This window comes from Bradyrhizobium sp. BWA-3-5 (assembly GCF_032917985.1).
Lineage (GTDB): Bacteria > Pseudomonadota > Alphaproteobacteria > Rhizobiales > Xanthobacteraceae > Bradyrhizobium.
In genome coordinates this window covers 1,171,831-1,184,255 of record NZ_CP136626.1, presented here as the reverse complement: position 1 = coordinate 1,184,255, position 12,425 = coordinate 1,171,831, and the positions used below count along the sequence as shown (strand labels likewise).

The 12,425-nt window shown below is 63.5% G+C and carries 12 protein-coding genes and 1 pseudogene; 6 read left to right on the top strand and 7 right to left on the bottom strand.

Features of this window, described 5'->3' with window-relative positions:
- Positions 1-36: 36 nt before the first annotated feature.
- The 4 genes and pseudogenes from RX331_RS05650 to RX331_RS05635 form a co-directional block, all read right to left on the bottom strand.
- A pseudogene (locus tag RX331_RS05650) lies at positions 37-315 on the bottom strand (YiaA/YiaB family inner membrane protein).
- Positions 316-536: 221 nt separating this feature from the next.
- On the bottom strand, positions 537-935 hold the full coding sequence (locus RX331_RS05645) for a hypothetical protein (protein WP_317255639.1): 399 nt from the start codon (positions 933-935) through the stop codon (positions 537-539).
- 147 nt (positions 936-1,082) lie between these two features.
- Positions 1,083-1,358 (bottom strand): YiaA/YiaB family inner membrane protein, encoded by a 276-nt coding sequence (locus RX331_RS05640; RefSeq protein ID WP_317255638.1) that lies wholly within the window; start codon positions 1,356-1,358, stop codon positions 1,083-1,085.
- 42 nt (positions 1,359-1,400) lie between these two features.
- Positions 1,401-2,096, bottom strand: a complete 696-nt coding sequence (locus RX331_RS05635) for a PspA/IM30 family protein (RefSeq protein WP_317255637.1) — start codon at positions 2,094-2,096, stop codon at positions 1,401-1,403.
- Between the two features lie 102 nt (positions 2,097-2,198).
- On the opposite strand from RX331_RS05635, the gene RX331_RS05630 reads away from it, so the two are divergent.
- Complete coding sequence (locus RX331_RS05630) at positions 2,199-2,807, top strand: TetR/AcrR family transcriptional regulator (protein ID WP_317255636.1); 609 nt, start codon at positions 2,199-2,201, stop codon at positions 2,805-2,807.
- Here RX331_RS05630 and RX331_RS05625 read toward each other — a convergent pair.
- From RX331_RS05625 to RX331_RS05615, 3 genes are read right to left on the bottom strand one after another with little or no spacing between them, the layout of a single operon-like run.
- Positions 2,804-3,217, bottom strand: coding sequence for a Rieske (2Fe-2S) protein (locus RX331_RS05625; RefSeq protein ID WP_317255635.1), 414 nt, complete (start codon positions 3,215-3,217; stop codon positions 2,804-2,806). The genes RX331_RS05630 and RX331_RS05625 overlap by 4 nt on opposite strands.
- A gap of 8 nt (positions 3,218-3,225) precedes the next feature.
- Positions 3,226-4,338, bottom strand: a complete 1,113-nt coding sequence (locus RX331_RS05620) for an amidohydrolase family protein (protein WP_317255634.1) — start codon at positions 4,336-4,338, stop codon at positions 3,226-3,228.
- 24 nt (positions 4,339-4,362) lie between these two features.
- On the bottom strand, positions 4,363-5,424 hold the full coding sequence (locus RX331_RS05615) for an amidohydrolase family protein (RefSeq protein ID WP_317255633.1): 1,062 nt from the start codon (positions 5,422-5,424) through the stop codon (positions 4,363-4,365).
- 342 nt (positions 5,425-5,766) lie between these two features.
- Here RX331_RS05615 and RX331_RS05610 point away from each other — a divergent pair, with 342 nt between their 5' ends.
- From RX331_RS05610 to mdoH, 5 genes are all read left to right on the top strand, one after another.
- Positions 5,767-6,252, top strand: coding sequence for a hypothetical protein (locus RX331_RS05610; protein ID WP_317255632.1), 486 nt, complete (start codon positions 5,767-5,769; stop codon positions 6,250-6,252).
- 136 nt (positions 6,253-6,388) lie between these two features.
- A complete protein-coding gene (locus RX331_RS05605; RefSeq protein WP_317255631.1) occupies positions 6,389-8,101 on the top strand; it encodes an FAD-dependent oxidoreductase in 1,713 nt (570 codons plus the stop codon).
- A 69-nt stretch (positions 8,102-8,170) separates the two neighbouring features.
- Positions 8,171-8,638, top strand: coding sequence for a hypothetical protein (locus RX331_RS05600; protein ID WP_317255630.1), 468 nt, complete (start codon positions 8,171-8,173; stop codon positions 8,636-8,638).
- Between the two features lie 114 nt (positions 8,639-8,752).
- Positions 8,753-10,261, top strand: a complete 1,509-nt coding sequence (locus RX331_RS05595; RefSeq protein WP_317255629.1) for a glucan biosynthesis protein G — start codon at positions 8,753-8,755, stop codon at positions 10,259-10,261.
- Positions 10,249-12,417, top strand: a complete 2,169-nt coding sequence (mdoH, locus tag RX331_RS05590) for a glucans biosynthesis glucosyltransferase MdoH (RefSeq protein WP_317255628.1) — start codon at positions 10,249-10,251, stop codon at positions 12,415-12,417. The genes RX331_RS05595 and mdoH overlap by 13 nt, the downstream gene beginning before the upstream one ends.
- Positions 12,418-12,425: the final 8 nt, after the last annotated feature.

The window sequence follows — 12,425 nt, the reverse complement described above, 5'->3', positions numbered from 1 at the left end:
AATCAAGAAACCTTGGAAACTGCGCAGCCTCAAAAACTAGGCGGCGGTCTTGGAAACTTCCATCAGCAGCCGTTCGGCCTTGGCGTCCTCGATGCGATTCACCAGGCGGCTGCTTTCATGCACGTCGCGCACAGTCTTGGTCAGGGTGACGCAGGACTGAATAAGCATCACGCTGCCCATCGCGAGGTAGCCCTTGATCCGGAGATCGACCGGCAGAAACTAGACGCCGATGGCGACCAGGAAGGCCGAGGCGGCGAACGAGGCGTAGGTGAAGGTGACCCAGGCGTTGCTCTGATGCTGGATATTCTGGTTCATGGCGCCATCCCTGCTGATATGATTTTTGATGAAAAACCGTTTCGGACGGCCGGCGTTTCGCTCCGGGGGTTCCGCTACCGCGTCCGTCCCGGATTCCTGCGCCCGCGGCAGTTAATGAGCGATGACCGGATCACCTGTAGGTTGTGGCAGGGTAAACGATAGATTGAACGGCCGGATCAAATGATCCATGACAGGAACAGGCCCGGCCCGATCTGCCTTCTTCACGCGCTGGCCGGCTCAAAGTACTCCCGTCGCCGGCCGCTATAGTCGTTCGATAACAACGAGCACGCGGCCATAATAATCGCGCCGCCGGTGGCCAACGCCGTCACGATCGATGAGGGAAACAGAGTGCTGAACACGGCGGAAATCTCGGCCGTGACGGCTGTCGCACCGACGATTGCGCTCAGGGAGGCCCGCAGGAAAATCGGAAAATCCCGGGCGAGAAATTCATCTGCCGTCCAGCTGACCGCCGACATCGGCAAAGCGAAGATGGCCAGAACCCCGGCCACCAGACATCCGAAGTCGAGGGAATCCGTGCCGGTCGCAACGACCCAGATCAGCAAGGCCGCGAAGAACACCGTCACCGGCGCCAGCACCAGGAATACAAACGCTCTTTTCATGGCAGTCATCCTTTGCCTTGTCTGTCTCGTGACGTCTGCCCGTGAAGCTTTTCTCCGGTACGGACGACGGGTGCTGAGACACCCGCCGTCCGCCTTCGCCAGCACCACGCCACAGGATACGCGGCCCTTGCGATCAACCGGCTTGAGCTACGCGGCCTTTGAGACTTCCATCAGCAGCCGCTCGGCCTTGGCGTCCTCGATGCGGTTCACCAGCCTGCCGCTCTCGTGCATGTCGCGCACGGTCTTGGTCAGGGTGACGCAGGACTGAATGAGCATCACGATGCCCATCGCGAGATAGCCCTTGATCCAGAGATCGACCGGCAGAAAGTAGACGCCGACGGCGACCAGGAAGGCCGAGGCGGAAAACGAGACATAAGTGAAAGTAACCCAGGCACCGCTGTGGGGTTGGACGTTCTGGTTCATGATGATCTCCTGTTGATATCGGTTTGATCGATTGAATTAAGTTCAGGCAGCTTGCGTGCGTTTGGCATTCAGCCGTGCGAGCACGTCGTCCGCGGTTGATTTCATTCGAGGGCCAAAGCCCTGTTCGGCCAGTTTCTCGGCGGTCGCCTGCGGGCCGGTCGCGGCATCGAGCTCGACCAAGGCATCGGCCGCGGCCTGGGCCTCGATCTGCCGCTCGCGCAGCCGCTTCAGCGTGTTCTCCGCTTCCGGCAGCGTGGCCTCATAGGGACGTGCCGCCTCGACACCGCCGCGGCGCAGTGCGCGAACCGCTTCGGAGGCGCGGGCGATGCGACGACCGCGTTCGAGCTCGGTGATCCGCGCCTCGGCGCTGGCGACCTGGCGCTTCATCCGGGTGATCTCGGTCGCAAACAGCGTGCGCGCAGTCATCGCCGCGTCGCGGTCGGCCTCGAGATTGGCAATCGCCTGCGCCGCCTCGCGGGCGAGATCTTCCCGGCCGCCATTGAGCGCCGCGGTGGCGCGGATTTCGAGATCGGCAATGCGGGCATTGGTGGCTTCGAGACGGCGGCCTTCCTGCTGGTCGCCGGCAATCGCCAGCGCCAGCGAGCGCTTGGAACGCTCCACCGCCGCGGCGGCATCGCGCATCTGCTGGTCGAGAATGAGCAGCGCCGCGCGGTCTTCCAGTTCTTCGCCCGCGATAGCCACGCTGCCCCGGAAAAGCGTCAAAACAGTTTTGAACATGTTCAGCTCTCTGTGCTATGAGCATCGCTCATGGATTGTTTGTAACAGTACTTTGAGCGTCGCTCAATAATTATTATGAGCGTCGCTCAGGATAGGAGATTTATGTCCAAGGCATTGGAAAGACGGGCCAAAAACCGCGAATCGCTAATAGAAGCGGCGGAGCGACGGATTGCCGCAGGGGGACTGGCCGGCCTGAAAACCCGCGATCTGGCGAGCGATATCGGCGTCGCCAATGGCGCGGTCTACAATCTCGTCGACGATGTCGACGAACTGATCCTGCGGGTGGGATCGCGCACGCTGGAGCGGCTCGATGCTGCGCTGACCTCAGCCGAAGCCGACGGACCCGCCTCCCCGCGCGAGACGCTGGTGCGCATCGCCGTCGCCTATTGCGATTTCGCCGGCGAAAATCTCGAACTGTGGCGCGCGCTGTTCGAGCACCGGATGGCGCCGGGCAAGCCGGTGCCGGAATGGGCTGTTAGCGAGCAGATGAATCTGTTCCGCCATATCTATGGTCCGCTCGCCGAGTTGTTTCCGAAGCGTGCGCCGAATGAACTCGGCGTGACGGCGCGCAGTCTTTTCTCTGCCGTTCACGGCATGGTGCTGCTGGGGCTCGAGCAGAAGCTGATCGCGGTGCCGGTCGAGGCGCTGCGCGCGGAGATCGCGGGCATTGTGCGCGCGATGGTCGATGGGATGACGGGGAAACCGGATTAGGTTTCAATAATCACGTAGCTGTCCTCGACGTGCACCGGGAAAGTCTCGGCGACGTAAGGCCCCTTCTGCAGTTCCTCGCCGCTTTCGACCGCGACCGGATAGGAACGCACCTTGACCCGCTTCGGATCGAACCAGGACTGGCCGTTGCGCATGTCGAACTCCCAGCCGTGCCAGGGGCAGCGCAGGAGCTCGCCAACGCGCGAGCGCTGGTAGATGCCGGGCTCCGGCGAGGTCAGCCGCGCGACGCAGGCGGCCTTTTCCAGCGGCGCGCCTTCATGCGGGCAGCGATTGAGCAGCGCAAAGAATTCGCCGTTGACGTGGAACACGACGATGTCGCGGCCCTCGACGCCGAAGACCTTGTTGCCGCCGGGCGGGATGTCCGTGGTGCGGGCGACGATATGACGGGCCATGGTGTCCTTCAAAACTTGTAGACCGCGCGCGCATTGCCGTTGAAGATCTTCCGCCGTTCGGCCTCCGTCAGCGGCGTCTTGAAGGCGTAGCGCGGATCGTCAAAATCCCAGTGCGGATAATCCGACGAGAACAGCAGGCGGTCGGCGCCGACCCATTCGATCAGCGCGCGCAGATGTTTTCCTTCGTCCGGCTCGTCGATCGGTTGCGTCGTGAACCAGAAATGCTCCTTCACATATTCGGACGGGCGGCGTTTCAGATGCGGCACCTCGCTGCGGAACGCCTCGAAGTGGCGGTCCATCCGCCAGGTGGCCGAGGGGATCCAGCCGAAACCGCCTTCGATGAAGACGATCTTCAAATTCGGGAAGCGCTCGGGCACGCCTTCGAGCACAAGGCTGGTGAGCTGCGCCGCCATGGTGTGCGCGTTCGACTGGTGTTCCTCGACATAATAAGACGGCCAGCCGCCGCCGGTCGGCGCATGCCCGCCATAGCCGCCGACATGGATGCCGAGCGGCAGACCCAATTCCTGCGCGCGGGCATACATCGGCCAATAGCGGCGGCGGCCGAGCGGCTCGTTGGCGCGCGGGCAGACATTGATCTGCACGTAGCGGCCGATCCTGGCGCAGCGCTCGATCTCGGCGATGGCAAGCTCTGTATCGTCCTGGCCGGCAAGGATCGAAGCCTTCAGGCGCGGATCGCGGTCGGACCAGAAGGCAAGCTGCCAGTCGTTGATGGCGCGCTGGACCGCGGCGCCGAATTCGAGGTTCTGCTGCGAGAAGATGAAGAGATCGAGCACCTGCAAGATGCCGTACTCGATGTCGAGCGGATCGAGATGCTGCTTGCGCATGAAATCGAGATCGGAGCCCGGAGGCCCGCCGGTCGGCGGCCAGGCGTCGCGCCGCGCGATCAGCGGCGAGGAGCGCGGATACGGCGTGGTGCCGATATAGGGCGTGCGAAGATGGCTGCCATAGCTGCGCAAATGCTGCTGCCAGCGCTTCGGCATGAACTGCTCGATATCGGCCTGCGCGTGGATGCTCGGATGCACGTCGCAATCGATGATGCGCAGCCGGCTCTTGGCGGCTTCTTCCTCGGCGAGGACGGGGCGGTCGATGACGTCACTCATGCGATCCTCCTTGATTTCCAGAATTCAGGCCGCAAGCTTCAGCCGCGGAAAGGTTTCAAGCGGATTGTCTTCGCACATGCGCGAAACGATGCCGGCGGGCAGATGCGGCGGCATGGGATCGTCGCCGTCGAACTGCCAGTGCGGATAATCTGATGCGAACAGGAACATCTTGTCGGAGCCGATCTGCTCGATGACGTCGGCGACACTATCGGCATCCGGCGGGCCGTCGAACGGCTGCATGGTGACGCGGACATGGTCACGGATGATCGAGGCCGGCTCGCGCTCGACCCAGGGCACCTCGACACGCACGCCGCGCCAGGTCTTGTTGGCGCGCCACATGAAGGCCGGCAGCCAGCTCACGCCCGACTCCATCAGCACGACCTTGAGATCGGGGAATTTGCCGAACACGCCCTCATAGATCAGGCTCAAAAGCTGGGCCTGAAACGCTTGCGCTTCGGCGAGATAATATTCGTAGCGATAGGACGGCCAGCCGATCGAGCTTGGCGCCGTGCGATAGGCACTGCCGGCATGGATCGCGACCGGCAGCTTGTGCTTCGCGGCGGCCTGCCAGACCGGCCAGTAATGCCGCCGTCCGAGCAGCGTCTCGCCCTGCGCCAGCACCAGCACGGAAACGAAGCGGTTGTCAGCGGCGCGCCGCTCGATCTCTTCCACGGCGAGATCCGGCGCCTGCATCGGCACCACGATCGAGGCGCTCAGCCGCGGATCCTTTGCTAGCCATTCGGCCGCGATCCAGTCGTTGATCGCTTTGCAGAAGTCCGCCGCCATGTAGGAATCAAACACCGCCTGCGCGCCATAGATCACGTTGCAGATCGCGTGGCTCGAACCGAGCTGGTCGAACGCGCCGCGCTGCACCATCTTGAGGTCGCTGCCGGGCTTGCCGCTCGCCGGCCGCCAGTCGGCGCGGCTGGTGAAGGGCATGTTCGGCGGATAGGAATTGAGGTCGAGGCCGTCGATGGCGCGGCTGACGACCTGCTCCTTCCAGTGATCGCTGAGATAGGGCAGCAGCGTGGTGCGGGTGCCACCCACGGCGGGATGAATGTCGCAGTCGATCCGCGTGGCCGCCATGGAGGTTCCTCGGACTGCTGTTTCTCTATTGTTTCTTGGCGGCCGTGCTGCCGCGCCCGCAACTGTGCCGCCGACGCCGTTGCGGCGCAAGCGCATAACGTGAGGGGCGGCCTTGCCTCCGGCGCACGGCGGCCTTTCCTTCTCCCCTTGTGGGAGAAGGTGGCGCGAAGCGCCGGATGAGGGGTTTTCGCCGCGGAGACGGACCCCTCATCCGTCTCGCTGCCGCTACGCGTCAGCGATCCATCTTCTCCCACAAGGGGAGAAGGAAGAAGGCTCCGCGGTTGACAGACGAAGTCAACCTTCTCCAAATTCCGCCCAACGGTCGAATGGGGGCTAATGCAGATGAAATCCGACACGATTGCAGTTCTCGCCGCCTCGCTTCTCGCATCCGGCGCGTCCACCGCATCGGCCGCCTCCGCGACGGCCAGCGGCCAGACGGCATTGGCGCTTGCGGGCGTCGTGGCGCTCTATTCGCCGCTCTTGACCTCGGATGAACGGGAAGCCGTCTCGGCGCTCTTCGTCGGACAAAGCGGCGGCCGCTATGCCAAGAAGATCACGGTCACCGCGGACAGGATCGTCTGCCGGATCAGCAATGTCGACATCACCGCGCGCTCCTGCGAGCTGACCTTCAAGGGCGCCAAGCAAACCATCAGCGGTCGACGGGCGAGTGAAATCTTTGCAACCGGAACCATGGCCGGCGTTCCTCCCGACGGTGCCGCCGGATCGGTGTCCGAAAACCTCGCGAAGCTCACCTGCACGCTCGACCCGGCCGAAATCCGGAAAAAGGCCGGCGGCGGCGCCGATTGTTCGTTCGAGACGGGGAATTGAGGCTGGCACAGTGCCGGCTCTTCCTTCTCCCCTTGTGGGAGAAGGTGGCGCGAAGCGCCGGATGAAGCAGCGCGATTGACAGGCTGGTCGCTCCCAACCCAAATGTCCGCCCCAAGGACCGAGTGAGGCGTAGCGCGTGGCCGGCAACGAACAGGAAACCTACGAATGCGATGTGCTGGTGGTCGGCTCGGGCTGCGGCGGCCTGTCGGCGGCGGTCACCGCGGGTCATCACGGCCTCAACGTTCTTGTTGTCGAGAAGGAGCCGCGCTTCGGCGGCACCACCGCGCGCTCGGGCGGCTGGCTGTGGATTCCCGGCACCTCGCTGGCGAAGGCATGGGGCATCGAGGAGAGCCCCGAACAGGCCAAGACCTATTTGCGGCACGAAGCCGGCAACAATTTTGATGCGGCGCGCGTCGATGCGTTCCTGAGCGAAGGGCCGAAGGCGGTCGACTTCTTCACCAGCAAGACGGCCGTGCAGTTCGACATGCCGCTGACCTTTCCGGATTATCACGCCGAAGCGCCGGGCGGCGCGCAGAGCGGCCGTTCGATGGTGACACGGCCGTTCGACGGCCGCGAACTCGGCGCGCACGTTAGGGATCTCGGCGGTCCCCTGCCCGAGCTCACGGTGTTCGGCATGATGCTGGGTTCGGGCAAGGACATCGTCCATTTCATGCGCGCGACCAAATCGCTGACCTCGGCGATCTATGTCGCAAAACGGCTGTCGAAGCATGCGATGGACGTGCTGCGCTATGGCCGCGGCATGACACTGACCAACGGCAATGCGCTTGCCGGGCGCCTGGCGAAATCTGCCTTCGACTTGCAGATACCGCTGTGGCTGTCGTCGCCGGTGCTTGAAATAGTCGTCGAGAACGGCGCGGTGCGCGGCGCGATCGTCGAACGCCATGGCAAGCTGATCCGCGTCAACGCCAGGCGCGGCGTCGTGCTGGCCTGCGGCGGCTTCCCGCATGACGTCGCGAGGCGCAAGGCGATGTTCCCGCACGCGCCTGATGGCACCGAGCATTTCTCGCCAGGCCCCGTCGGCAACACCGGCGACGGTTTGCGCCTGGCAGAAACGGCGGGCGGCCGCATCGAGGATACGCTGCCGCACCCGGCGGCCTGGGTGCCGGTCTCGATCACCGAGCGCAAGGACGGCTCCAAAGGCGTGATGCCGCATTTCATCGACCGCGCCAAACCCGGCGTCATCGCCGTGATGCGTGACGGCAGGCGCTTTGCCAACGAAGGCAATTCCTACCATGACTTCGTCCAGGCGATGGTGAAGGCGGCCAAGCCCGGCGAGGAGATCACGTCCTTCCTCGTCTGTGACCACCGCGCGCTGCGGAAATACGGTCTCGGCTGCGTGCCGCCCTTTCCGATGCCGCTGCGCCACCACCTCGCGACCGGCTATCTCAAGCGCGGCACCACGCTTGCCGAACTCGCCGACAAGACCGGCATCGATCCGCACGGGTTAGCTGCGACGGTCGCCGAGTTCAACGTCGCCGCCGCAGAAGGCCGCGATCCTTTGTTTGGCAAGGGATCGCGAGCCTATAACCGCTACCAGGGCGATGCGCTGCACGGCCCGAACCCCTGCGTCGCGCCGATCAAGGACGGACCGTTTTATGCCATCAAGCTGGTGGTCGGCGATCTCGGCACCTATGCCGGCATCAAGACCGACGCGCATGCCCGCGCGCTGGATGAACACGGCCATCCGATCCCAGGCCTCTATGCCGCCGGCAACGACATGGCGAGCATCATGGGCGGCAACTATCCCGGCGCCGGCATCACGCTAGGGCCTGCGCTGACCTTCGGCTATATCGCCGGAAAGCATCTCGCGGGCGAAAATTCGACGTAAACAGGCGAGCTCGCTGGAACGAACGGCAATCGACGCAATTGTGTTTCGGTTGAATCCGGAGATCGTTCCATGCACGCGCCGCGGCTGTTCACCGTCTTCATTCTCGCCGTCGTTCCAACGCTCGCCTCCGCCGCTGACACCGAATGGCGGCGATATAGCGTCCCGAGCACCGGCACGAGTGTCGACATGCCGGTCTCGATCTTCACCAGCGATGCCGGAGCGCCCGAGAACGGAACCGGGCGGCGATTCTTCACCGAAGACCGCCGCGCCGACCTGACCGTGCAATCGATCCCCAATCCCGGAAACGACTCCCCCGGCACCTTCCTCGCCAAGATGCGGCCGCCCTCGGGCATCGTCTACAAGCGCGTCACCTCCAGCTTCTTCGTGGTGTCGAGCATTAGGGACGACCGCATCTGGTACAACCGCTGCAACCGCGGCCAAGGCAGCATGAACTGCGTGCTGATCAACTATCCCGCCGCGGAAAAGCGCCAGTGGGACGAGGTGGTGACGCGGATCAGTCGCACGCTGCGCGGCTAGCGGGCTTCCAACCGAATCCGGGGCAAATCGGGAAAAGCCGGCATTTCGGTTTGGGAACCGACCGGTGTGCACTGCGTTGCCGAACGTCGTCGTTAGTAACCGCGAGGTTGTTTCGTGAATCGCAGGGATTTCCTCGCTGCTTCGGCGTTGCCGTTGGTAAGCGGCGTTGCGCCAGGACTGCTGTCTGCCGCCAACGCCCAGCCGGCGCCGTTCGACCGATCAATCGTCCGGCAAGCGGCACGCGACCTCGCAAACAAGCCCTATAAGGCGCCAAGCGAGAAACTGCCCGATAATCTCGCCAATATCGACTACGATCGTTATCGGGCGATCCGCTTCCTGCCGGAGCGCGCGCTCTGGCGCGGCGAGAAACTTCCCTTCGAGGCGCAGTTCTTTCATCGCGGGTTTTTCTACAAGAACCGCGTCGACATCTTCGAGGTGAAGAACGGCAAGGCCGCGATCATCCCCTATCAGCCCGACCTGTTTTCGTTCGGCGATACGGCGCCGCCGGGACCTGGGGTCGATCTCGGCTTTGCCGGCTTCCGGCTTCATGCGCCGATCAACAAGCCCGACTATTATGATGAGGTCTGCGTTTTTCTTGGCGCGAGCTATTTCCGAGCCGTCGCCAAAGGTCAGCTCTATGGCCTGTCGGCACGCGGCCTTTCGATCAACACGGGCGAAGCCAAGGGCGAGGAATTTCCGTTCTTCAAGACGTTCTGGATCGAGAAGCCTGCGCCTGGTGCCAACTCCATCGTCGTGCACGCGCTGCTCGACAGCGAGAGCGCGGCCGCCGCCTATCGCTTCACCATCCGCCCGGGCGACACCACCGTGTTCGACGTCGAAATGGCGATCTATCCGCGCGTCGATCTGGATCACGCCGGCCTAGCGCCAATGACCAGCATGTTCTTCTTCGGTCCAAACGATCGCAAGGACGTCGAGGACTTCCGCCCGTCGGTGCACGATTCGGACGGGCTTGCGATCTTCAACGGCCGCGGCGAGGAGCTTTGGCGGCCGCTGCATAATCCGCGCGATCTGCAGGCCTCTTCGTTTGCCGACCTCAATCCGCGCGGCTTCGGCCTGATGCAGCGGCAGAAGGATTTTGCTGCCTACCAGGACCTCGAATCGAATTTCGAACGGCGGCCGAGCCTATGGGCGGAGCCGATCGGCGACTGGGGCGAAGGCGCGGTGAAGCTGCTCGAAATCCCGACCAAGGAAGAGATTCACGACAACATCGCCGCGTTCTGGCTGCCCAAGGCTCCCCTCGCCGCCAAGGGCGAGCACACCTACACCTATCGCCTGCACTGGGGACCGGATGCGCCGAAGTCCACTTCGCTCGCGCGCTTCTCGCGAACGGGCGTCGGCGCGCGCGGCGACAATGCGGCGATCTTCGTGCTCGACGTGATCGGCGAGCGGCTGAAATCGGTCGACCCGAAAACCCTGCGCGGTGTCGTGTCGGCCGAGAAAGCAAAGATCCAGAACATCGTCACCCAACCCAACCCGGCAACCGGCGGCTGGCGACTGAGTTTCGAACTGTCCAGGGAAAAGGCCCCCGTCGAAATCCGCGCATCGCTCATGCAGGACAATGAGCCGATATCGGAGGTCTGGGTCTACCGATGGACACCATAGCAAACCCGCGCCGGGCCGCCGGGGCCGGCGACTTCCCGCTGAACAGTTTCCTGCCGCCGGAATCGCCTACGGATATGGCAGCGCAGACGTTGCGGCGGTTCGAGCCGCCGCCCGCGACCGACTTTGCGCCGATGTGGTTTCGGCGCGGCATCGTCCTGACCGGCACCGCGTTTCTTACCGCGGCCGGCTGTTATGAAATGTACCGGGTTCTCCAGGTCGGCGGCATCACCGTCCTGGAATCCATCATCCTCGTGCTGTTCGTGCTGTTGTTTGCCTGGATCGCGTTCGCCTTCATGTCGGCGCTTGCCGGCTTCTTCGTGCTGCTGACCGGCAAGAAGGACGAGCTTGGAATCGACGCCGGCGCTCCCCTGCCCGCGATCAACAGCCGCACCGCGATGCTGCTGCCGACCTATAATGAGGATCCCCATCGCGTGCTGGCGCGATTGCGTGCGATCCATGAATCGGTCAAAGCAACCGGATACGGCGCGCGGTTCGACTGGTTCGTGCTGAGCGACACGACCGATCCCGCGATCTGGATCACCGAGGAAAAATGCTTCCTCAAGCTGCGACAGGACATCGGCCATTCGGCCGCGCTGTTCTACCGGCATCGTCCCGAAAATACCGCCCGCAAGTCCGGCAATATCGAGGAATGGGTCCGGCGGTTCGGCGGCAATTACGAGTGCATGCTTATTCTGGACGCCGACAGCCTGATGACAGGCGACTGCATCGTGCGTCTCGTTGCGGCCATGGAGGCGCATCCGAAGGCGGCTTTGATTCAAACCCTGCCGATCATCGTCAATGCAAGATCGCTGTTCGCGCGCTGGCAGCAATTCGCAGGGCGACTATACGGCCCGATGCTGGCGGCGGGCATCGCGTGGTGGCACGGCTCCGAAGGCAACTATTGGGGCCACAACGCCATCATCCGCATCCGCGCCTTTGCGGTATATGCCGGGCTGCCCGAACTGCGGGGGCGCAAGCCGTTCGGCGGGCATATCATGAGCCACGATTTTATCGAAGCGGCATTGATGCGCCGCGGCGGCTGGGCGATCCACATGGCGCCGACGCTTCGCGGCTCTTTCGAAGAATCGCCGCCGACGCTTTCAGATTTTGCTGCCCGTGACCGGCGCTGGTGCCAGGGCAATCTGCAGCATCTGGCGCTGTTGCCGACCCGCGGCTTTCACTGGGTCTCGCGACTGCATCTGCTGACGGGAATCGGATCGTATCTCACCTCGCCGCTCTGGCTGATGTTTCTGGTGGTAGGAATTCTCGTATCGTTGCAGGCGCAGTTCGTCAGGCCCGAGTACTTTCCGAAGGGATATTCGCTGTTCCCGCAATGGCCGGCGCAGGACCCGGTGCTCGCGGCATGGGTGTTCGCCGGCACGATGGGACTGCTGATCCTGCCGAAGCTGCTGGCTTTCGTCACACTCATGACCGATCGCGACACGCGGAAGAAATTCGGCGGCGGCTTGCTGGCGCTTGCCGGCATCGTCACCGAGACAATCCTTTCCGGCCTGACCGCACCTGTCATGATGATTTTCCAGTCGTCCGCCGTCGGCGAAATCCTGTTCGGACGCGACGCCGGTTGGCAGGTTCAGCGGCGGGACGACGGCGCGATCTCGCGTCATGATTTGGTCCGCAGCTATTCGGTGCCGACATTGGCGGGGATCGCCATGGCGGCAGCCGCCTATTCCGTCTCGTTGCCGCTACTGCTCTGGATGATGCCGGTCATCCTTGGACTGCTGCTTTCGATTCCGATGGCGATGCTGTCGTCCTCGACGGGCTCCGGCCGAACCATCCGGTTGTTCAAGACGCCGGAGCAAACGGCGCCGCCTCCTGTCCTGGTGAGGGCCAACGAGTTGGCCAATGTGCCGCATTCGTCCCTCTCCTGCCCGCTGCATGCGCTGCGCGACGACCCGGACCTGCGCAAGGCGCACCTGAGCAACCTGCCTGAACAGAAAACCCGAAAACGCGGTGACGTCGATACCTATCTGGCGATAGCGCGCGCTCGCATCGAAGATGCCGACAGTTTTGAGGAGGCAGCGGGCTTTCTCACCGCGCGAGAACGATTTGCAGTGCTCAATTCGCCTCCTGTGCTCGCCAACGTGTTCGCCCTACCGGACCGGCCTGATTGCAAGACCGACGCTCCCACCGCTTGAGATTGAAC